Here is a 21,566-nt window from a genome sequence, read left to right as displayed (position 1 = left end):
CGGCCCGGGGACGTGGACCAGGAACACCGACATGGCGGTCCCGCCGCCCCCGTCGATGGTGCTACCGCAGCCTGGCCTCGGTGCCGGTGGAGAGTTCCGCACCCGGGTGCCGCCGGCGGGCGTCGGGCTTTCGTCGGCGCGGCACCACGCGCCGTGCCCCGGCCCTGCCTACGGTGGTGGAATGACCCCTCCTGCGCTCTTCTCCCGAGGCGGGCAGGCCCGGCGCCACGCCGCGCGGGCCGCCCAGGACCGCACCGACGGACGCCGCGGCGGCGGCGTCGCGACCGCCTCGCCCGACGAGGCCGCCGTCGTCCCCGACGGGCCGGCGCCGGGCTCGGCGTTCAGCCGCGAGGGCCGGGCGCCGCGGCGCTCGGTCGCACGTCCGTTCCGCCCCGTGCGGCCGCGGGACGTCGACCCCGAGCGGGCCGCGCTCGTCGCGAGGGCCGCCGCGACCTGGCGGGAGAGCCTCGTCCGTCTCGGTGGGGCGTCGACCCTGGCCGACATCACCCTCCTCGGTGACGCCGTCATCGACCTCACGGCCGCCCACCCGTCGGGCATCGCCCAGCTGTACGCCGGGCGCACCACCCGGCTCAACAACCTCGTGCGCGAGGGCGGCGCTCAGCTCGCCGCCCGCCGTGCCGCCCGGACCGTGCGAGCCCGGGCCGACGAGCTCGCCCAGCGGTACGGCGTCGCTCCCACCTACCTCGCGATCGGCGTGGCCAGCTGGACGGTCCTGCCGGACCCGGTCGCACCGGACCTGACGGACACCGGCTCGCTGGTGCTGGAGGTCTCCGCGGACCCGGGCACGGCCCACGCCGACCACGAGGCCACCGCTCGCTCCTCGGCCGGCACCCCGGACGAGGCAGCGCCAGGCGACGTCACCACGGACGGTGTCGTGCTGGCGGACGACGCGACGGAGACGGACGGTGCGCGCACCACGGACGGTGGTGCCACCGTGGACGCAGCGGCCACCACCAGCGCGGTCCCGGGCACCGCGGGCGCGGCCGCGCCGGACGACGCCGTCGCGGCGACCGACGAGGCTGCCACGGCTACCGGGGCGGACCAGCCGCAGCGCGGCGCCCCGGCCGAGGCGCCGGTGACCCCGCCGACGCGCACCGCCGAGGACACGGCCGAGGACGCCGCCCGGACCCGGGTCCGCACGGTCCACGCGCCGGTGCTCCTGCGGGCCGTGCGCCTCGAGGCGCACCCCGGGGAGTCGGACTTCGACATCGACCTCGAGTCCGCCATCGAGGTCAACCCCGTGCTCGTGCGAGCCCTGCGCGCGGCGGGCGTCGACGCCGACGTCACCGCCGTCGGCAGGTCCGCCTACACCGACCAGGGCTTCACGCCCCGCCTGGCGCTGGCCCGCCTCGGCGAGCTCGGCCGGGAGAACCTGCCCGGCTTCGAGCTCTCCGAGCGGATCGTCGTCGGCCCCTTCGTCCACCCCGGCCAGGCCCTCGTCGACGACCTCGACGCGATGGCCCCGCACCTGCCCGCAGCCACGGTGGTCGCCGCCCTCGCGGGGGACGCCGACGCCCGCGCCGAGCTCACGGTCGAGCTGCCCCGCCGCATCCCCGTGGACCGCGACCCCGCCACCGAGCGCGGGGCGGGCGACCTCGACGTCGACCAGGCTCACGCCGTCGACGCCGTCGCCTCCGGGGCGCACGTGTTCCTCGACGCCCCGCCCGGCGCCGACGTCCCCGGCACCGTCGCCGCGATCCTCGCCGACGCCGCCGCGTCGGGCCGGACCGCCATGTACGTGCCCGGCTCGCGGCGCACCGGCCGCGCCCTGCTCCAGCGGATCTCCGAGCTCGGCCTCGGCGAGCTGGTGCTCGACCTGTCCACCGACAGCCGCTGGCGCACCTCGGCGGCCGCCTCGCTCCGCGCGGGACTCGACGCCCACGAGGTCGACGTCGACGACGACGCCAACGCCGCCCTGCGCGCCGAGCTGGTGGACGTGCGCAACCGCCTCGGCAGGTACGTGGCGGGCCTGCACGCCCGCCACGAGGACTGGGACGCGTCGGGTTACGACGCCCTCCAGGCCCTCGCCGAGCTCACCGCCGCCCGGCCGGGCCCGCGCACCCGGGTGCGCCTGGACGCCCGCACGCTGCGCTCCCTCGTCGACGGCGGCCTGGCCGCCGCGCACGAGGAGCTCGCCCGGGCGTCGGCGCTGGGGGCGTTCACGCTGCGTCCCTCGGACACCCCCTGGTACGGCGCGCGTCTGTCCGACGCGCCCGCCGCCTCCGCCGCGCTCGAGCGCACCCAGCGGCTCGGCGAGCTCACCCTCCCGGCGGTGACCGCCCACGTCGACCGGGTCGTGCGCGAGACCGGCATCGAGCGCGCCACCACCCTGACCCAGTGGGAGGAGCAGCTGGGGATGCTCGACGGCGTCGCCGAGGCCCTGGACGTCTTCCTCCCGCAGATCTTCGAGCGCTCCGCGGCGGACATGGTCGTCGCGACGGCGACCCGCCGCTGGCGCAAGGACCGCGGGCTGTCGATGAAGTGGTCGGTGCGCCGGCGCCTGCGCAAGCAGGCCAAGGACCTCCTGCGTCCGGGCCGTCCGGTCGCCGACCTCAACGCCGAGCTGGTGCGCGTGCAGGAGCAGCGCGAGATCTGGCGGCGCTACGACCCGGCCGGCGGCTGGCCCCGCCTCCCCGACGGCCTGGCCGAGATCAAGACGACCGCCGCCCAGGCCCACGCCGACCTCGCCGCCCTGCAGGACGTCGTCGGGTCCGGCGCAGGGCGGGAGGACCTGTTCACCCTCGAGCTCCCCGCGCTGACGGCCCGGATGCGCGAGCTCGGGCTCGACGCCCCCGCCCTGCGTCTGCTGCCCGAGCGCACCGCCCTGCTCGGGTCGCTGCGCTCGCGCGGGCTCGGCGCGCTCGTCGACGACCTCACCGAGCGGCGCGTGCCGACCGCCCTCGTGGGGCCCGAGCTGGACCTGGCCTGGTGGAGCTCGGTCCTCGAGCAGATCCTGCGCACCGACCCCGCGCTCGCCGGGCACGACGGCCCCGCGCTGACGGCCCTGGCGGAGCGGTTCCGCAGCCTGGACGAGGCCCAGGTCGCCTCCCTCGCCGGCCCGGTGCGCCGCGCCGTCGCCGCCAACGTGCGCGCGACGGTCCGTGAGCACCGCGACGAGGCCGCCCGGCTCTACCACGCGCTCGGCGCGGGCCGCGGCGCCAACCTGCGGGAGACCCTCGCCGCCCACCCGCGCCTGACCGGCGTCGTGCGACCGGTGTGGCTCGTCGCCCCCATGCTCGTCGCCCAGCTCGCGCCGGAGGAGCCGAGCGTGGACCTCCTCGTCCTCGACGGCGTGCAGAACCTGCCGGTCGAGCAGGCCGTGGCCCTGCTGGCCCGGGCCCGCCAGGTCGTCCTCGTGGGTGACTCGCGGCGCGGCGGCGACGGTCTCGTCGGTGCGCTCGCCCCGCTCCTGCCTGCCGTGACCCTGCCCACCGGCCGGGCCGAGCGGGACGAGGGGATCGCCGCGTTCCTCTCCGCCCACGGCTACGGCGACGTCATCCGTTCCGTGCCCGCGCCGCCGTCCGCCTCGCGGATGCTCCTGGACCTCGTCGAGGGCTTCGGTATGCCGTCGCCCGGCTCCGACGCGGTGGAGTCGGTGCAGAGCGAGGTCGACCGGGTCGTCGACCTCGTCGTCGAGCACGCCCTCACCACCCCGGAGCAGTCCCTCGCCGTGGTGGCCCTCAACGCCCGCCACGCCGACCGGGTGCGCGAGGCGGTGCGCGCCGCCGTCACCGACAGCCACGCCGTCGCCGGCTTCTTCGCCGCAGACCGGCCCGAGCCGTTCACGGTCCTCGAGGTCGACGGCGCCGCAGGGCTGCGCCGCGACGTCGTCGTGCTCTCGGTCGGGTTCGGCAAGACCCCGCACGGGCGGGTGCTGCACCGCTTCGGCCCGGTGTCCGGCCCGGACGGCCTCGCGTGCCTCGTCGACGCCCTCGACGCCGTGCGCCACCAGCTCGTCATCGTCAGCTGCATCGGCCCGGGGGAGATCGACCGCAGCAGGGTCAGTCAGGCCGGGCCGAAGCTGCTCGCCGACCTCCTCGACCAGGCCGCCACCGGGGCGCTGCCGGGCGAGACGCCCGCCGCCGCACCGGGGGAGAAGCCCGACCAGCTCCTCGTCGACCTCGCCGAGCGGCTGTGGCGCCTCGGCCTGACCGTCGTGCCGCGCTACGGGCTGCCGGGCGGGGTGCGCATCCCGCTCGCGATCGGGCACCCCGATCTTCCCGGCGAGCTCGTCGTCGCCGTCCTGACCGACGACGACGAGTACGTGGCCGAGGAGAGCCTGCGCCGGCGCGACCGGCACTGGGTCGAGCGGCTCACGGCCCGGGGCTGGCGGGTCCGGACGGCGTTCTCGACGGCGGTGTTCATGGACCCGCAGGCGGAGGCCGAGGCGATCCTCGCCGAGGTGCTCGCCGTCGTCGAGGAGCGCCGCGTCGCGGCGGAGGCCGCCCTGGCTGCCGCTACCCCTGCCCGCTCAGCGCTGCCCCACACGTACGCGGCAGCGGGCGCGCACGGGACCGGCGAGGGCAGCCCCGGGGCTGCGGACGCCGGAGCGGGACCGGGCGATGCGCCGGCGCCCGGCGACGGCGCGGCGCGGCCTGACGGTCCGGTGCCGAGCGACGACGGCGCTGCCGGCGGCCGTGAGACGGCACCCCGAGCCGGTGCCCGGGCGACCGATGGCAGCGGCTCCCCCACCGATGGCACGGGGATCGGACCTCTTCCCGGCACCGACGAGGACGCAGCAGCCCGGCGCGGCCCCGTTCGTGAGCGCGGGGCCCGCCCGCCGGTCGTGGCCGGACTGCCGCTCGCCGCGTACAGCGACGACCAGCTCGACGACCTCCTCGCCTGGGTCGTCTCCGACGGCGCCGAGCGCGACGACGCCGAGCTCGTCGAGGAGCTGCGCGGAGCGCTGGCCCTCACGCGGCGCGGCGCCCAGGTCGACGCCGTGCTCGGGCACGTGGTGCGGCGGCGGCCGTGAGCGAGGCTCCTCGGCGCCGCCGGCACCGGCGGGTCATCGCGCTCTCGGAGGTCGACCGACGCCGCCTCGCGTCGGGCGAGGTGGCCGGGGAGGCCGAGGCACTGCACACCGGGGACCCGGGCGCCGTCGCCGGTCCGGCCGCGCCCGGCGCCGCGGGCGGGAACGACGCCAGGCTGATCGAGGACGTGCCGCCGCACTGGGGGCGGCAGTAGCAGACCCGGGTGCAGGTGGTGAGCTGGCGGCGCGGGTTGCCGGTGTGGCGGGGATGGAACGCGCTGGGCCGGTCCGGGTGACGGTCGAAGCAACCCGGTGTCAGCGGCGCTCGGCGTCGGTCGGGGCGCTCGCCTGGGCGGCCAGCAGGTCCCGGATCTCCGTGAGCACCCGCACGTCGTCCGCCGGGGCGGCCGGCTCGGCGTCCTCGTCCCGGCGCCTCGCGGCCAGTCTGTTCACGGGGGTGACCACGAGGAAGTAGATCGCGCCGGCGACGAGCAGGAAGTTCACGAGCGCGGTGACGACGGCGCCGGGCTGGACGGTCGCGTCGCCGAGGGTGAAGGCGAGGACGTCGTCGAAGTTCGGCTGTCCCACGATCCCCGCCACCAGCGGGTTGAGCACCTTCTCGACGATGGCGGTGACCACACCGCCGAAGGCTGCGCCGATGACGACGCCCACGGCGAGGTCCACGGCGTTCCCACGCGCGACGAACTCCTTGAATCCCTGCAACATCGAGCGTCCTCCGCGGTTCGGTCAGGGCGCGCGGGGAACGCGCCCGCGCTGGCCCGGCGATGATACGGCGCCTCTTCCGACGTCACCGACTCGAGCGCCCCGGCTTCGGAGAGACGGGCGGTTGTGAGCGGGGCCAGCCACCCGGGGCGACGTCGGCGCGCATCCTGGCGCTGCTCGCTCCGGAATCCAACTCCGCCGGTGCATCCCGCCACGATCCGCTCACCAGTTCAGACCGCCACGGTCCGCGCACCGGAGTTCAGACCGCCACGGTCCGCGCACCGGAGTTCAGGCCGCCACGGTCCGCGTACCGGAGTTCAGGCCGCCACGGTCCGCGTACCGGAGCACAGCTTGCCTCGTGCGTCGGTCAGCTCCTCACCTCGGCACTCTGGGTTCGTCTTTTTTCACTGTTCCTCCACAGGTGTGGTTCGTGCGTGGGTGTCCACAAATTTGGCGGAATGACGCCGTTCTCCTGGACCTGGCGAACGTCCGTTCGATACGGTGGGGGTGGACACGGACGAGGGAGGTGAACGGTGATGGCGGTCACCGCGCAGCTGCCCGCCCCCGACCCGGCCGCCCTGCTCACCGGCGTCCAGGACGCCCTCACGGCGGTCCTGGCAACCGACCTGCTCGACCACCCCGCCCAGGTCGCCCTGGACGTGCTGGACCAGGCCGAGACCCTGCGCCGCCAGCTCGAGGCCCTGACCGCCCGGGCCCTGACCGCGGTCGAGGCCGACGGCCGGTGGGCCCTGGACGGTGCCCGGTCCATGGCCGCCTGGTACCGGAACCGCTCCGGCCGCCACCACAGCGCCGCGGCCCGCAAGGTCCGCCAGGCCCGCGCCCTGCGCGACCACCTCCCCGCCACCGCGACCGCCCTGGCCACCGGCACGATCAGCGTCGACCACGCCGCCGCCCTGGTCCGCCACACCACCGACACCCCGGCCCGCCAGGCCCTGCTCCGCCACCACGACCTCGGCGAGGACTTCCTCCTGGGCCACGCCACCACCATGGACGCCCACGGCTTCACCCTGGCCCTGCGCCACTGGGCCCTGCGCGCCGACCCCGACGCCGCCGACCGCGCCTACCGCGCCGACGCCGACCGCGAGGAGTTCTACCTCGCCGAGACCACCGACGGCTACGTCCCCGGCGGCTGGCTCTCCAAGACCACCGGCACCGCGCTCCTGACCGCCCTCGACGCCCGGGTCGGCACCCCCGCCGCGACCGATACCCGCACCCCCAACCAACGCCGCGCCGGCGCCCTGGGATCCCTGGCCCACCTCACCCTCGACGCCGGCATCCTCAAACCCTTCGCCCGGACCCGCCCCCACCTGTGCGTCACCGTCCCCTTCACCACCCTGGCCCTGCTCGCCCGGACCACCCGCACCCCCCACCACCCCACCTGCCCCGCCACCAACCCCCGCCCCACCGGCCCCGGCGCCGCGTTCGGCCCCACCGGCCCCGGCGCCGCGTTCGGCCCCACCGGCCCCGGCGCCGCATTCGGCCCCACCGGCCCCGGCGCCGCATTCGACCTCACCGGCCCCGCCGCTGTCGCGACAGACGCGGTCACCACCGACGCCGCGGGCCCGGTCACCACCGACGCCGCGGCCGCCGGGTGCACCTGCGGCCACCCCGAGGCCGTCATCAGCGCCGACTACGACCTCGCCGCGATGGCCGCCGCGGACCCCGCGACCCTGGCCGACGGCACCCCCCTGCCGCCCGCCCTCCTGGCCCGCCTGGCCTGCTCCTCCGGGATCCACCGCGTCGTGTTCGGCCCCGACTCACAACCCCTGGACGTCGGCCGCGAGGAACGCCTCTACACCGCCGCCCAGACCCGCGCCATCATCGCCCGCGACCGCCACTGCCAGTACCCCGACTGCTCAGCACCACCAGGCGAGGGCGAGATCCACCACTCCCTGTGGTGGTACGCCCAGCACGGCCCCACCGACCTCCGCACAGGCATCCTGCTGTGCTGGCACCACCACGACCACGTCCACAACCGCCACATCACCATCGAACGACACACCGACCGATGGACCTTCCACCGCCGCGACGGCACCCTCCTCGGCACCACCACCTTCCGCACCAACTAGCCCGCACAACCCACGCCCCAGGGGCCACGCGCCAGGGGCCGTGGGGTGCGCCGTGCCCTGTGTGCCGTGCCGTGCCGTGCCGTGCGAGGCCCACCGCGGACGCCATGGTCGGGCCGACAACTTCGCGTCCCGACCAGGACCGACGTCAGCGCTAGCGTGAGCGACGCGCCGGCTTTCGGCCGGACACTCCCGTCAAGGAAGGGCAGGATCCCGTGAAGGGCTTCAAGGACTTCATCATGCGCGGCAACCTCGTCGAGCTCGCCGTCGCCTTCATCATGGCTACGGCGTTCGCGGCGGTGGTCACCGCCTTCACCGCCATCGTCCTGGAGGCGCTGGCCAAGGCCGGCGGCGCCCCGAACTTCGACGAGTGGGCACCTGGAGGCTTCGCGACCGTGGGGCCGTTCCTCACCGCCCTCGTCGCGTTCGTCATCCTGGCGTTCGTCGTCTACTTCTTCATCGTCAAGCCCTACGAGGCGGCGAAGACGCGGTTCACGAAGCCCGCGGTGGAGGACGAGGCCGTCGCCGAGGAGATCGCCCTGCTCCGCGAGATCCGCGACGCGCTCCGCGAGCGTCCCCAGGTCTGATCGGGGGCGCTCAGCGGGGATCGAGCAAGTTTGAGGCTCGGCCCAACCCGGCCGGGGATGTCGCCTCGCGGCTCGGCGGACGTGCAGGAGACCGGCGCGGCAGTAGTCACCTGATCACCGCCCGCAGAGGCGCCCAAGCGCCCGCGCCGACCAGTGCGGTGGCGTCGGCCTCACGGGCCGCGACGAAGATCACCGTCACGCCGGAGGCGCCCGGGTCGAGCAGGTTCCCGCCTGCCTCGGGCCGGTGGACGGCCAGGACGACGACGTCGCGGGCCACGACGCGGGCGGCCCCAGCCGTACCTGAGAGATCGGAGTCCGCGGCGACGAGCGTGACCCGGCGTCCTGGTTCGGCCAGGGCGGCCGAGCCCGCGTCAGCCAGCGGGACAGGCACCACGACCGTGCCCGCCGGTGCGGCGCCGGCCAGCCCAGGTCCGACGAGCATGCTCTCCACGAGCGCGGTGCCAGCAGGCAGGCCGACGGCGAGGGTGCGGCCGACCGCGTCGGCGGGAGCAGTGAGGGCGGTGGGGGCGGCGGACGCCGGCAGGGTACGACGCGTGACGTCGGCGTCGGTGAGAACGGTTCCGGCCGGGACGGCGCGGGCGAGGCTCAGGACCGGCACCCCGGCCGGCGGTGGCGGAGCGAGCGTCGAGACGATGACGCTCACCGCCAGACCGAGGCAGAGGGCAGCCAGCAGGTGGCGTCCGCGCCAGAGTGTCCGACGTAGCACCGCGGCCGCCGAGCGGGAGGGGACGGTCTCTCTGCGCACCCGAGCGACGCTAGGCGCGCGGGTCTGGACCGCCGAGTCGCACCTGGGCCTCTGTGGGCCCGCCCGCGGGCGGCGTACCTGTGGAGGACGCCGGGACGGTCGCGCGGACGGCGTGTGAGAAGCAGATCCGCCGCACGAGCAGACCAGCCCCAGGGGGAGGCCAGCGTCAGGAGCAGGCCAGCGTCAGGAGCAGGCCAGCGCGTCGGTCGGCCTCAGCTCGCGGACTTCGCCGCGGTAGACTTCGCAGCGGTCGACGTCGGAGTCGTGGAGGCCGGCTTCGCGGTCTCCTTCGGTGCTGCGGTCTTGGCCGGCTCGCTCGCCGGTGCCGTCGAGGTGCTCGTGGAGCGCGAGTCGTTGCGGTAGAAGCCTGACCCCTTGAAGACCACGCCCACCGACGAGAACAGCTTGCGCAGCGCTCCGCCGCACTCCGGGCACACCGTGAGAGCGTCGTCGGCGAACGACTGCTTGGCCTCGAACTCGTGGCCGCACACGGTGCAGCGGTAGGCATAGGTAGGCACGGGAATCTCCAGGGGACTCGGGGCGGCTGCTGGCACTCCACCTCACCGAGTGCCAATCCTACCGCGTCGTCACGGCTCGGGCCCGCGGGGTCGCGGGCAGCACCGGTGTCGTCCCTTAGGCTCTCGACGTGCGGATGTCTGTGGTGCGCAAGGTGGCGATCGTCGTCGCCGCGCTGGTCGTCGTCGTCCTCGTCGTGGGCGCGGGCCTGGCGACCGTCCTCGTGCGCCGCCCGCTGCCGGACCACGCCGGTGCCGCCACCCTGGACGCCCTCGGCGCCGAGGTGGAGATCATCCGTGACGAGCGCGGCGTCGCCCACCTGTACGGGTCCTCGGACACCGACGTCATGCGCGCGCAGGGCTACGTCCACGCCCAGGACCGGTTCTTCGAGATGGACTACCGCCGGCACGTCACCGCCGGGCGGCTGTCGGAGCTCGTCGGCGAGAACGACGCCGCGCTGGACGCGGACTCGGCGATCCGCACGATGGGCTGGCGCAACGTCGCCGAGCAGGAGTGGGACATGCTCGGCGAGGAGTCCCGGGCGCTCTACGAGGCCTACGCGGAGGGCGTCAACGCCTATCTCGACCGGCGTGAGGCCTCCGAGCTGGGGCTGGAGTACACGATCCTGGGGATGAGCACCGAGCTGCGCCCGGTCGAGCCGTGGACCCCGGTGGACTCCATCGCCTGGCTCAAGGCCATGGCGTGGGACCTCAGCGGCAACCTCGACGACGAGATCGGACGGGCGGCGGCACTGCGGCCGCTGGCCGGGAACGTCGCGCGGGTCGAGGAGCTCTACCCCGAGTACGCCTACGAGGAGGCCACACCGATCGTCGCCCCCCAGGGCGAGAGCGTCGAGGCCGCCGCCCACCGCCCCGAGGCACCGGGTGACGCGTCGGACGCCGCCGTCTCCGCCGCGTCGGCGGCGCTGGGCCAGGCGGCGGCCGCGCTGCGGGCGGTGCCGGGCATGCTGGGGCAGGGCAGCGGCATCGGGTCGAACTCCTTCGTCGTCTCGGGTGAGCACACGACCACCGGCGCGCCGCTGCTCGCCAACGACCCGCACATGGCGCTGCCCTCGCCGAGCCTGTGGACCCAGGTGGGTCTGCACTGCACCGAGCCGTCGCCCACGTGCACCTTCGACGTCACCGGGGTGAGCTTCTCGGGCCTGCCCGGCGTCGTCATCGGCCGCAACCCCGCGCTCGCGTGGGGGCTGACCACGCTCCCGGCCGACGTCACCGACCTCACCCTCGAGCGCCTCTACGACGACGGCACGTACCTGCGCGACGGCGAACGGGTCGCGTTGGAGACCCGGCGCGAGACGATCGAGGTCAACGGCGGTGCCTCGCGCGTCATCACCGTCTCGGCGACGGCGCACGGTCCGATCGTCTCCGAGGTCCTGCCCGACGCCGACGCGGCGGGCTCGGTGCCCGTCCCCGAGGGTGCGCCGCCCGCCGGCTTCTCCGGCTACGCCGTCGCCCTGCAGTGGACGGCGCTGACGCCGGGCCGCACGCCGGAGGCGATCTTCGCGCTCAACCGCGCCACCACGGCCGAGGAGGTCGCTGCCGCCGCGGCGCTGCTCGAGGTGCCCTCGCAGAACATCGTCTTCGCGACCGCCGACGGCGACATCGGCTACCAGGCGCCGGGGCGCATCCCCGTGCGCGCCGCCGTGCCGGACTCACCTGTGCCGTCCGACGGCTCCTGGCCACGGCCGGGCTGGGACTCGCGGTTCGACTGGCAGGGGTTCGTCCCCGCCGAGCAGATGCCCGCGGTCCTCAACCCCGGCGAGGGCTTCGTCGTCGCCGCCAACCAGGCCGTCATGCCCGCCGGTGAGGGGCCCTTCCTCACCTCCGACTGGTCCGCCGGATACCGCTCCGAGCGCATCCGCACGATCCTCGAGGGACGCATCGCCGCCGGCGAGCAGCTCGACGTCGCGGCGATGAACGAGATCATGCTCGACGACGCCAGTCCTTTCGGTTCCGCCGTCGTACCGGCGCTGCTCCAGGTGGACATCGACGACCCCTTCGTCTCGGAGGCCGTCGACGAGCTCCGGACGTGGTCGGCGGCTGGCTTCCCGACGAGCGCGGACTCCTCCGGCGCCGCGTACTTCAACGCCGTGTGGGCCAACCTCCTCGACCTCACCTTCTCCGACGACCTGCCCGCGTCGCAGGCGCCCGACGGCGGTGGACGGTGGCTCCGCGTGATCACCAACCTCCTCGAGGACCCGTCGAACCCCTGGTGGGACGACCGCACGACGGTCAACCTCGTCGAGGGCCGGGACGAGATCCTCCGCCAGGCGATGTTCACGGCCCGCCAGCAGCTCACGAACTCGCTGGGCAAGGACGCCGAGGACTGGGAGTGGGGCAACCTGCACCGTTTCGCCCCGCAGCACCCGGTGCTCGGTGGGGAGAGCGTGCCCGCCGCGGTGCGCCGGCTGGTCAACCCGGCGCCGATCGGGGTGGCCGGGGGCGGCGCGGTCGTCAACGCCACGCACTACGACGCCTCCGCCCGCGACCACCTGGGCCGGGTCGATTACACCGTCACCGCCGGCCCCGCCGTGCGTCTGGTCGCCGACCTGGACGAGCCCGACGCCTCCACCTGGGTGATCTCGACCGGCACCTCCGGCCACCCCGGTGCCGACGCCTACACCGACCAGCTCCGCGCCTGGGCGCAGGGCGAGACCTACCCCTGGCCGTCCTCGAGGGAGGCGGTCGAGGAGGCCGCGAGCGCGACGCTCACTCTGCGTCCGCCGGAGTAGCGCTCAGACGAAGGAAGCCGGGCGCAGCGCTCAGGCGAGGGAAGCCGGTCTCAGCGCTCGGCGAGGTGGTCGAGCGCTGAGGCGCCGTTCGCGAGCGCCTCCGCCCGGAAGGCCGACCCCTCCAGGAGGAACCACTCGTCCGGGGTGATGACCGCACCGACGGGCACGTCGTGCTCCACCCGGGGCAGCGTGACGTCGCCGACGAGCTCCTCGGCGTGGATGACGGCGAAGACAGGTGTGCCCGGGCGGGCGTGGACGAGCACCCGGTCGTACCACCCGCCGCCCTGGCCCAGGCGGGTGCCGTGCGCGTCGATCGCGAGCGCGGGGATGAGGACGACGTCGGCGTCCGCGACGGCCTCGGCAGGCAGCACGGGGCCCGACGGCTCGGGCGGGCGGCCGGGCGCACGCACGGCGAGGTCCTGCGCCGAGGTGTAGTGGCCCCACGTCCGGTTCAGCCCCGGGCCGAGCACGGGCAGCAGCACGGTGCACCCCTGCTCGTGCAGGGCCGCCAGGGAGGCCAGGGTGCTCGGCTCGGTCCCCTGCGAGACCCAGGCCGCGACGGTGCGGGCCGCGCCGACCGCCTCGAGCACCTGGGCCACGAGCGACCGCCCCACCTCGGCCCGCTCCTGCGGGGTGCGCAGGGCGCGGTGCTCACGGATGATCTGGCGGAGCATCTGCTTCGCGTCCTCCGCCTCGTAACCGTCCGTCCGGGGCAGGGGGATGTGCGGGCGCTCCATGTGCCCAGTCTCTCAGCCGGAGGGGACACGCGGCCACCGAGGCGCGCGGCGGGGGTCCGCCGCGTGCCGCCGCCGTCGGACGGGTGCACCGGCGCGGCGCCCGATATCGTCGGACCATGTCTGCGAGCGAAGCGTCAGTGCGCAAGGCCCTCATCCCCGTCGCCGGCCGCGGGACCCGGTTCCTGCCCGCCACCAAGGCGATGCCCAAGGAGATGCTGCCGGTGGTGGACAAGCCGGCGGTGGAGTACGTCGTCGAGGAGGTCTCCGACGCCGGGATCACCGACGTCCTGCTCGTCACGGGCCGGGGCAAGGGCGCCATCGAGGACCACTTCGACCACACCCGCGAGCTCGAGACCGCCCTGGAGCACAAGGGGGACACCGAACGGCTCGACCTCGTGCGCCGCTCCACGAACCTGGCGCACATCCACTTCGTCCGCCAGGGCATCCCCAAGGGCCTGGGCCACGCCGTCCTCCAGGGCAAGGACCACATCGGTGACGAGCCGTTCGCCGTCCTGCTCGGTGACGACCTCATCGACGCCCGTGACCCGCTCCTCACCGACATGATCGCCGTGCGGGAGGCCCTCGGCGGCTCGGTCATCGCCCTGCTCGAGGTCGACCCCGACCAGATCAACCTCTACGGCGCTGCCGCCGTCGAGCCGGTGGACCACGCCCCGGTGGGCACGCTGGCCGACGGCGACGTCGTGCGCGTCACTGAGCTCGTCGAGAAGCCCCCGGTGGACGAGGCGCCGTCCAACCTCGCCCTCATCGGCCGGTACGTCCTCGACCCGTCGGTCTTCAGGGTCCTGGAGGAGACGGCGCCCGGCCGAGGCGGGGAGATCCAGCTCACCGACGCGCTGCAGGTCCTCGCGCGCACCGACCCCGCCGAGGGCGGCGGCGTCCACGGCGTCGTCTTCCGCGGCCGGCGCTACGACACCGGCGACAAGCTCGACTACCTCAAGGCCGTCGTGCGCCTGGCCGTCGACCGCGAGGACCTCGGGCCGGACTTCGGCGGCTGGCTCGAGCAGTTCGTCGCGGGGCGCCACGTCGAGCTGGGGTCCGACCCTGCCGGGTCCGGCCGGGCCGCCGAGTCGTCGCAGGGCAGCCCGAGCGCCCGGTGAGATCGGTTCAGGAGCACCTCGCGGCCTGCCTGGCCGCGGTGGGGCCGCTCCCGCCGCTCGACGTCGTGCTGCCCGACTCCGTCGGCTGCATCCTGGCCGAGGACGTCCTGGCCGAGGGTGACCTGCCGGTCACGGACCTCGCCGGGATCGACGGGTACGCCGTCCGCTCGGCCGACCTCGACGGCGCCCGGCCGACGGCGCCGGTCACCCTGCGTGTGACCGACGAGGTCCGCGCCGGCGCGGCGGACCGCCTCCACCTGGTGCCGGGCACGGCCGTGCGCATCGCCTCCGGGGCGCCGCTGCCGGTCGGTGCCGACGCGGTCGTGCCGCTGGAGCAGACGGACCTCGGCCCGGCGCGGGTCGAGGTGCGGACCGCGTCCGCGGCGGGCGAGAACGTCCGGCGTCAGGCGGAGGACCTGCGCGCCGGCGAGATCGTCCTGCCCGCGGGGGAGCGGGTCGGGGCCCGCCAGGTCGCGCTGCTCGCGGCCGCGGGGCGCGGCCGGGTCAGCGTCCACCCCCGCCCGCGCGTCGTCATCGTCTCGGTCGGCGACGAGCTCGTCGAGCCCGGACGGCCGGCGGAGCCGGGCCAGGTCTACGACGCCAACGGGCACGCGCTGGCCACCGCCGTCCAGGACGCCGGCGGCGCGACCTACCGCGTCGCCGCCGTCCCCGACGAGCACCGCGAGCTGCGCGAGACGCTCGAGGACCAGCTCGTGCGGGCGGACCTCGTCATCACGACCGGTGGTCTCAGCCACGGCGCGAACGACACCGTCAAGGAGGTCCTCGGCCCGCTCGGCACCGTGCGCTTCGACAACGTCGCCATGTGGCCCGGGCGCCAGCTCGGCGTCGGACACATCGGTGACGGCACACCGATCTTCGCCCTGCCCGGCGACCCGGTCTCGGTGCAGGTGGCGTTCGAGACCTTCGTGCGACCCGCGCTGCGCGCGATGGCCGGGTACGCCGAGCTGTACCGGCCTTCGGTCCAGGCGGCCGTCACCGGCGGGTGGTACTCGCCGTCCGGACGGCGCGAGTTCGTCCGCGTCCAGGTCACCGGTGGTCCGGCGGAGGGCTACCGCGCCCAGCCCGTCGGGGCCCCTGCCGCGCTCCTGCTCTCGGCGCTCGCCCGGTCCAACGCGCTCGCCGTCGTCCCGGAGGACGTCACGGTCGTGCGTCCCGGCGACCGGCTGCACTGCCTGCTCCTGGACGGCTGAGGTGGACCGAACCCTGCCCCCGGCCTGGCCCGTGACCCTCGTGGAGGGACCGGTCGCCCTGCGCCCGCTGCGCCGGCGCGACCGCGGCACCTGGGAGGAGCTGCGCCGGCGCAACGCCGCCTGGCTCGAGCGGTGGGAGGCCACGTCACCCACCGGCGGCCCCCCGGTGTCGTACCGCACCTACGTGCGGGCGCTGGACCGGCAGGCGCGCGCCGGGGTGTCGCTGCCGTTCGTCATCGACCTCGACGGCGAGATGGTGGGCCAGCTCAACGTCTCCTCGATCACGCGCGGGTCGTTCTGCTCGGCGACGATCGGGTACTGGGTGTCCGAGCACGTCGCCGGCCGCGGCGTCATGCCGCTCGCCGTCGCCATGGCCACCGACCACGCCTGGTACGAGGGCGGGCTGCACCGCATCGAGATCAACATCCGGCCCGAGAACGTGCCCTCGCTGCGGGTGGTGGAGAAGCTCGGGTTCCGCGACGAGGGTGTGCGGCGCCGGTTCCTCCACATCCAGGGCGACTGGCGCGACCACCGCAGCTTCGCCCTCACGGTGGAGGAGGTGCCCGGCGGCCTCGTGCGCCGGTGGCTGGAGGCGGGCGGGGCGGTGCGCTGACGGGCGCGGGCGGGCGGGGCGGTGCGCTGACGGGCACGGGCGCTGACGGGCGCGGGCGGTGTCGGTGCCACCAGCGAAGACGCGCGGCAGACACGCCGAGGCCGCTGAGGCTCCGTACGACCCGGCGCACCTAGCGTTGAGCCGTGGAGCTCCAGGGATTCGTGGTCATCGGACTGACCCTGATCCTTCTGGGCTTCCTGCTCCCGCACCTGGTGCGCAGCAGGCAGCTCGCGCTCGACTGCCGCGTGGAGGACCGGTTCTCCGGCGATCTGCGGATCCTGGCCACCGGCGCGAGCCGGCCGGTCACCGTCAACCGGCCAGGTGAGGCCGGACAGCACTTCCGGCCGGCCGCCCGGCCCTTCCTGCACGACCCGACCCGCCGACCGGAGGCCCCCATGAACAGGCCAGGAGCCCGTTCCGAGCGCACCGACGACGCGCGCGCCCTCGCGTCGGCCCGAGCGGCCCGGGCGGCCCGCGTCGCCCGCCGTGCGGCCGCCGCGCGGCGACGTCTGGCGCTCACGTTCGTCCTGCTCGTCGCGACGGCGGCCGGCTGGGCAGGGTTCGCCCTCGCGAGCACCAGCTGGGTGCTCGGCGCCGTGCCCGCGGCGCTGCTCGCCACGGTGCTCGTCCTCGGGCGCCGCACCGCCGTCAAGGCCGCCGCTCACGACAAGCGCGACCGCGCCGAGATGGCCCGCCTCGAGGCCCGGCTGCGGGCGCTGCCGCGCCGGTCGGGCCAGCCCGCGGTCCGCTCGGGGCACGCCGGTGCACGCAGCGGTGTGCGCCACGACGTCCAGGACGGGTCGCGCACTGCTGCGCGGACGGCCGACGCGGCAACCGTCACCCGCGCCGGGTCGGCGCCCCGCCGGGCCGAGGACGTCGTCGACGTCGTCGAGGCTGGTGCGGGGACCGACGGCACCGGTGTCCCGGCCGACGCGGCAACCGTCGCGAACGTCGCAACCGTCGTCGACGGGGCTACCTCGGTCAGTGTCGACCAGGCGGAGCACACGGCGGACGGTCCCGCGGCCGGCCCCGACGTCGCGGTCGAGGCCGACACGGAAGCGGGTCCCGACGTCGACGAGCGCCTCGATGGGCAGGAGCGCGCCGGCGACGGGTTCGGCGAGTCCTGGACTCCCGTGCCGCTGCCGGCCCCGAGCTACACGCTCAAGCCCTCGGCGCCGCGGCGTGACGTGGCGCCCTACGCCGCGCCGGAGCAGCCCGCGCAGACTCCGGCTGCCTCGGCGCAGCCGGCTGCACCCGTCGTGGCAGCGAGCCCGGCGGCGCTCGACCTCGACGCCGTCCTCGCGCGCCGCCGGGCCGCCGGCGAGTGACGAGGCCGATTTCGCGGGACCGGGGCGTCTTGCTAGAGTTGTCCCTGCTCGCGAGAGCACGCAACAGCATGGGGCTATGGCGCAGTTGGTAGCGCGTCTCGTTCGCAATGAGAAGGTCGGGGGTTCGAATCCCCCTAGCTCCACCGACGTGCCGCAGGGCACCCGACGGGCCGGACCCACGAGGGTTCGGCCTTTGTCGTACCTGGGCCCGACCGTAGGGGGGGCTCGGTGGGGCGATCGTGAGGGACCGGGAGCGGTCGTGATGCGGGCGGAGCTGGGACGGTCGTGACGTCGGGGCCGCCGAGAGGACCGTCGCGCCGCCCTCGGAATTTGCTAAGGGGAGGCTTACCTAATTACGCTCCCTCCGACGACGCGGACGCCCCAGGGCCGTCCGCCCCCACGACCGGGAGAACCCATGTCCCTCACGAACCGCCGCGCCGCCGCGGTCGCCGCCGGCCTCGCCACCGCGCTGAGCCTGGCCGCGTGCAGCACCGAGGAGCCCGCCGAGCAGGCCGGTGACGCCACTGACGCCGCCACTGCCGCGGTCGACGACACCACCCTCACCATCTACTCCGGCCGCAACGAGAACCTCGTCGGCCCGATCCTCGAGGACCTCGAGGCCGCCGTCGGCACCGAGGTGGAGGTTCGTTACGCCGGCTCGAGCGAGCTTGCCGCCCAGCTGCTGGAGGAGGGCGACGGCACCCAGGCCGACCTGTTCTTCTCCCAGGACGCCGGCGCGCTCGGCGCCCTGGCGGGCGCCGACATGCTCACCGCGCTGCCCGACGACGTCCTGAACCTGGTGGACGAGGGCTACCGGGACGCCGAGGGCCGCTGGGTCGCCACCTCCGCCCGGGCGCGGGTGCTGGCCTACGACCCGGAGCAGGCACCCGAGGTCGCGGAGATGACCGGCATCGACGAGATCCTCGACGAGGCCTACCGCGGCAAGATCGGCTTCGCGCCCACGAACGCCTCCTTCCACAGCTTCGTCACCGCCCTGCGGGTCGACCGTGGTGAGGACGGTGCCCGCCAGTGGCTCGAGGACTTCGCCGCCCTCGAGCCCCAGGCCTACGAGAACAACAACGCCGTCCTCGACGCCGTCAACGGCGGTCAGGTCTCCGTGGGTCTGATCAACCACTACTACTGGTACGAGCGCATCGCCGAGGAGGGGGCCGACGCCGTCGAGGCCGAGATCCGCTTCCTCGACAGCGACGACCCGGGTGCACTCGTCAACGTCGCGGGCGTCGGCGTGCTGAACGGCTCCGACGCCGAGGACGCGGCCATCGCGGCCGTGGAGTACCTCCTGTCCGAGGAGGCGCAGCAGTACTTCGCCGACGAGACCGCCGAGTACCCGGTGGTCGAGGGCGTCACCTCCACCGAGCACGACCTCGCCCCGCTCGGGGAAGGCCTGAACATCGACCTCAACGAGCTGGACTCCCTCGAGGAGACCCTGGCGCTGCTGGACGAGGTCGGGCTGACCTGAGCATGACCGCAGCGCCGGTACGACGCACGAGGACCACCGCCGGCCGTCGCGCGCCGGCGGTGCTCCTCGTCCCTGCCGCCGTGGCCGCCGCGGTCGCGCTGCTCCCCATCGGCTACCTGCTCCTGCGGACGGCGGAGGCGGGCGGACCCGCCATCTGGGACACCCTGTGGCGGGACCGGACGCTCTGGCTGGTGCTGCGCAGCCTCGGCCTGGCCGCGGCGGTGACGGCGGCCGCCGTCACCGTCGGCGTCGCCCTCGCCTGGCTGACCACCCGCACCGACCTGCCCGGCCGCGGCGCGTGGAGCGTGGTCGCGGCCCTGCCGCTGGCGGTGCCGAGCTTCGTGGCCGCCTACGCCTGGGTCTCGGTGGTCCCGGAGGTCTCGGGCTTCCTGGGCACCTGGCTGGTGCTGACCATGAGCACCTACCCGTACGTCTTCCTGCCCGTCGCGGCGGCCCTGCGGCGGGTGGACCCGGCGCTGGAGGAGGTCTCCCGCTCCCTCGGACGCGGCCCGTGGCAGACCCATCTCACCGTCACCGCGCGGCAGGTGCGCCCCGCCGTCGCGGCCGGGGCCCTGCTGGTCGCGCTGTACGCGCTCAGCGACTTCGGCACCCCGTCCCTCCTGCGCTACGACGTCTTCACCCGGGTCATCCACACCTCCTACCAGGCATCCTTCGACCGGACCCCGGCGGCCGTGCTCTCCCTCGTCCTCGTGGCGGTGACCGTGGCGATCACCGTCGCGGAGTCACGCAGCCGGGGCCGGGCCGAGCACGCCCGGGTGGGCGGCGGCAGCGCCCGTGCCCTGCGCACGGTCCGGCTCGGGCGGGGCAAGCCCCTCGCCCTGCTCGTCACCGGCGGGGTCGCGGCCGTCGCGCTGGGCTACCCCGCGGCGGTGCTCGGCTACTGGGTCAGCCGCGGCAGCTCCGCCGGCGTGGAGTGGGAGCGGCTCCTCCCCGCGGGCGTGTCCACGCTGTGGGTGGCGCTGCTCGGCGCCCTGGCCGCGACGGCGCTCGCCGTGCCGGTGGGCATCATCGCCGCCCGGTTCCCCCGCGGCGGCGGCCGGTTCATCGAGCACGCCACCTACGCCGGCCACGCCCTGCCGGGGATCGTCGTCGCCCTCGCGCTCGTCTTCTTCGGCGCCCGCTACGCCCAGCCGATCTACCAGCGCACCCCGCTCCTCGTGCTGGCCTACACGGTGCTGTTCATGCCGGCGGCGATCGGGTCGGTGCGCGCCGCCGTCGCCCAGAGCCCGCGCAGCATGGGGGAGATCGCCCGGTCGCTCGGCCGCAGCCCGCTGGGGGTCCTGCGCGACGTCACCCTGCCGCTCGCCGGCCCCGGCATCGCGGCCGGGTTCGCCCTGGTGATGCTCACGGTGATGAAGGAGCTGCCGGCCACGCTGCTCCTGCGGCCCACGGGCATGGACACCCTCGCCACCCGGCTGTGGACCGAGACGGGCGTCGGCGCGTACGCGGCCGCCGCGCCCTACGCGGTCGCGCTGGTGCTGCTCGCGGCGGTGCCCACCTTTGTTCTCTCGCGTGTACAGGCTTCACTGGTGTCGGACGACGCCGCCACGCGGGTGGTGGAGGAGACGGGAGGGGAGACGTGAAGCGACTCCAGATCACGGGGCTGCGCAAGTCCTTCGGGAGCACCGAGGTCCTGCGCGGGATCGACCTCGACGTCCCCTCCGGGGCGCTCGCCGCGGTCCTGGGGCCCTCGGGGTGCGGCAAGACGACCCTCCTGCGCATCATCGCGGGATTCGAGGACGCCGACGCCGGTCAGGTCCGGATCGGCAACAGGGTCGTCGCCACCGGACGTCAGGGCCTGCCGCCCGAGCGCCGGCGGGTCGCCGTCGTCCCCCAGGAGGGTGCGCTCTTCCCGCACCTCACGGTCGCGGCGAACGTCGCGTTCGGCATGCCGCGCCGTCAGGGCGCACGCCGGCGGGAGCGGGTGCGCGAGCTGCTCGCGCTGGTGGGGCTGGCGGACCTCGGCTCCCGCATGCCCGCCGAGCTCTCCGGCGGGCAGCAGCAACGGGTGGCGCTCGCCCGGGCGCTGGCGCCGGACCCCGACGTCGTCCTGCTCGACGAGCCGTTCTCGGCGCTCGACGCCGGACTGCGCGCGTCCGTGCGCGAGGACGTGCGCGACGCGCTGCACAGCTCCGGTGCCACCGGCGTCCTGGTCACCCACGACCAGGAGGAGGCGCTGAGCATCGCCGACGTCGTCGCCGTCGTCCGGGCGGGCCAGGTGGTCCAGGCCGCGGCGCCCGAGCAGCTCTACCGCGCCCCGGCCGACCTCGACGTCGCCACGTTCGTCGGTGAGGCCGTGATCCTGCCGGCCGACGTCGCCGGCGGGGTCGCGACGACCGCGCTCGGGCGGCTGCCGCTGCTGCGCGGCGACCAGGTCAGCGACGGCCACGGGCTGGTGGCGGTGCGGCCCGAGCAGGTGCACATCGTGCGCTCGGGTCGCGGGGGAGTGACCGCCAAGGTGCTCGGGACGACCTTCTACGGTCACGACGCGTCGGTGCGGCTGAGCGTGTGCGGCGCCGACGGCGCGGACGTCCCGGTGCTGTGCCGCACGCAGGGGCCGCTGCCGTCCGAGGAGGAGGTCGGCCTCGTCGTGGCGGGCCCGGTGTCGTTCTTCGCGGGGTCCTGAGGCGCGGC

At 75.3% G+C, this 21,566-nt stretch carries 16 protein-coding genes and 1 tRNA gene; 13 read left to right on the top strand and 4 right to left on the bottom strand.

The window, feature by feature from the left end; translation table 11 throughout:
- Nucleotides 1-181: 181 nt before the first annotated feature.
- Together EDD32_RS02835 and EDD32_RS02830 are read left to right on the top strand one after the other, a co-directional pair.
- Nucleotides 182-4,996: a hypothetical protein gene (locus tag EDD32_RS02835; protein WP_211338705.1), complete on the top strand. Its 4,815-nt coding sequence runs from the start codon at nucleotides 182-184 to the stop codon at nucleotides 4,994-4,996.
- Nucleotides 4,993-5,208 (top strand): hypothetical protein, encoded by a 216-nt coding sequence (locus EDD32_RS02830; protein ID WP_123914427.1) that lies wholly within the window; start codon nucleotides 4,993-4,995, stop codon nucleotides 5,206-5,208. The genes EDD32_RS02835 and EDD32_RS02830 overlap by 4 nt, the downstream gene beginning before the upstream one ends.
- Nucleotides 5,209-5,308: 100 nt before the next feature.
- On the opposite strand, the gene mscL is transcribed toward EDD32_RS02830, so the two are convergent.
- Complete coding sequence (gene mscL / locus EDD32_RS02825; RefSeq protein WP_123914425.1) at nucleotides 5,309-5,719, bottom strand: large conductance mechanosensitive channel protein MscL; 411 nt, start codon at nucleotides 5,717-5,719, stop codon at nucleotides 5,309-5,311.
- A gap of 533 nt (nucleotides 5,720-6,252) precedes the next feature.
- Here mscL and EDD32_RS19720 point away from each other — a divergent pair.
- Together EDD32_RS19720 and EDD32_RS02815 are read left to right on the top strand one after the other, a co-directional pair.
- Nucleotides 6,253-7,806, top strand: a complete 1,554-nt coding sequence (locus EDD32_RS19720) for a DUF222 domain-containing protein (RefSeq protein WP_123914423.1) — start codon at nucleotides 6,253-6,255, stop codon at nucleotides 7,804-7,806.
- A 212-nt stretch (nucleotides 7,807-8,018) separates the two neighbouring features.
- On the top strand, nucleotides 8,019-8,390 hold the full coding sequence (locus EDD32_RS02815) for an MscL family protein (RefSeq protein ID WP_123914421.1): 372 nt from the start codon (nucleotides 8,019-8,021) through the stop codon (nucleotides 8,388-8,390).
- A 106-nt stretch (nucleotides 8,391-8,496) separates the two neighbouring features.
- Here EDD32_RS02815 and EDD32_RS02810 read toward each other — a convergent pair whose 3' ends face one another.
- Nucleotides 8,497-9,156 (bottom strand): SAF domain-containing protein, encoded by a 660-nt coding sequence (locus EDD32_RS02810; protein ID WP_123914419.1) that lies wholly within the window; start codon nucleotides 9,154-9,156, stop codon nucleotides 8,497-8,499.
- 212 nt (nucleotides 9,157-9,368) lie between these two features.
- Nucleotides 9,369-9,674, bottom strand: coding sequence for an FmdB family zinc ribbon protein (locus EDD32_RS02805; RefSeq protein WP_123914417.1), 306 nt, complete (start codon nucleotides 9,672-9,674; stop codon nucleotides 9,369-9,371).
- A 134-nt stretch (nucleotides 9,675-9,808) separates the two neighbouring features.
- On the opposite strand from EDD32_RS02805, the gene EDD32_RS02800 reads away from it, so the two are divergent.
- Nucleotides 9,809-12,424 carry a penicillin acylase family protein gene (locus EDD32_RS02800; protein ID WP_123920100.1) on the top strand — a complete coding sequence of 872 codons (2,616 nt, stop codon included), beginning with the start codon at nucleotides 9,809-9,811 and terminating at the stop codon, nucleotides 12,422-12,424.
- Nucleotides 12,425-12,474: 50 nt separating this feature from the next.
- On the opposite strand, the gene EDD32_RS02795 is transcribed toward EDD32_RS02800, so the two are convergent.
- The gene (locus tag EDD32_RS02795) at nucleotides 12,475-13,161 is read right to left on the bottom strand and encodes a 5-formyltetrahydrofolate cyclo-ligase (protein WP_123914415.1); all 687 of its coding nucleotides are present in this window, start codon (nucleotides 13,159-13,161) and stop codon (nucleotides 12,475-12,477) included.
- A 116-nt stretch (nucleotides 13,162-13,277) separates the two neighbouring features.
- On the opposite strand from EDD32_RS02795, the gene EDD32_RS02790 reads away from it, so the two are divergent.
- The 8 genes from EDD32_RS02790 (at nucleotide 13,278) to EDD32_RS02755 (ending at nucleotide 21,558) form a co-directional block, all read left to right on the top strand.
- Nucleotides 13,278-14,279 carry a UTP--glucose-1-phosphate uridylyltransferase gene (locus EDD32_RS02790; RefSeq protein ID WP_123914413.1) on the top strand — a complete coding sequence of 334 codons (1,002 nt, stop codon included), beginning with the start codon at nucleotides 13,278-13,280 and terminating at the stop codon, nucleotides 14,277-14,279.
- The gene (gene glp, locus EDD32_RS02785; protein ID WP_123914411.1) at nucleotides 14,276-15,490 is read left to right on the top strand and encodes a molybdotransferase-like divisome protein Glp; all 1,215 of its coding nucleotides are present in this window, start codon (nucleotides 14,276-14,278) and stop codon (nucleotides 15,488-15,490) included. The genes EDD32_RS02790 and glp overlap by 4 nt, the downstream gene beginning before the upstream one ends.
- A gap of 1 nt (nucleotide 15,491) precedes the next feature.
- On the top strand, nucleotides 15,492-16,103 hold the full coding sequence (locus tag EDD32_RS02780) for a GNAT family N-acetyltransferase (RefSeq protein ID WP_246005945.1): 612 nt from the start codon (nucleotides 15,492-15,494) through the stop codon (nucleotides 16,101-16,103).
- 143 nt (nucleotides 16,104-16,246) lie between these two features.
- Complete coding sequence (locus EDD32_RS02775; RefSeq protein WP_123914409.1) at nucleotides 16,247-17,431, top strand: hypothetical protein; 1,185 nt, start codon at nucleotides 16,247-16,249, stop codon at nucleotides 17,429-17,431.
- A 70-nt stretch (nucleotides 17,432-17,501) separates the two neighbouring features.
- Nucleotides 17,502-17,574: transfer RNA gene (locus EDD32_RS02770), tRNA-Ala, on the top strand.
- Nucleotides 17,575-17,846: 272 nt separating this feature from the next.
- Complete coding sequence (locus EDD32_RS02765; RefSeq protein ID WP_123914407.1) at nucleotides 17,847-18,911, top strand: extracellular solute-binding protein; 1,065 nt, start codon at nucleotides 17,847-17,849, stop codon at nucleotides 18,909-18,911.
- Between the two features lie 2 nt (nucleotides 18,912-18,913).
- On the top strand, nucleotides 18,914-20,515 hold the full coding sequence (locus EDD32_RS02760; RefSeq protein WP_123914405.1) for an ABC transporter permease: 1,602 nt from the start codon (nucleotides 18,914-18,916) through the stop codon (nucleotides 20,513-20,515).
- Entirely contained in the window at nucleotides 20,512-21,558 is a 1,047-nt protein-coding gene (locus EDD32_RS02755) for an ABC transporter ATP-binding protein (RefSeq protein ID WP_123914403.1), read from the top strand. Before EDD32_RS02760 ends, EDD32_RS02755 begins: the two co-directional genes overlap by 4 nt.
- The last annotated feature ends 8 nt before the right edge of the window (nucleotides 21,559-21,566 follow it).

Origin of the sequence: Georgenia muralis, from assembly GCF_003814705.1 — a bacterium.
Taxonomy (GTDB): Bacteria; Actinomycetota; Actinomycetes; order Actinomycetales; family Actinomycetaceae; genus Georgenia; species Georgenia muralis.
This window is presented reverse-complemented; position numbering and strand designations above follow the sequence as displayed.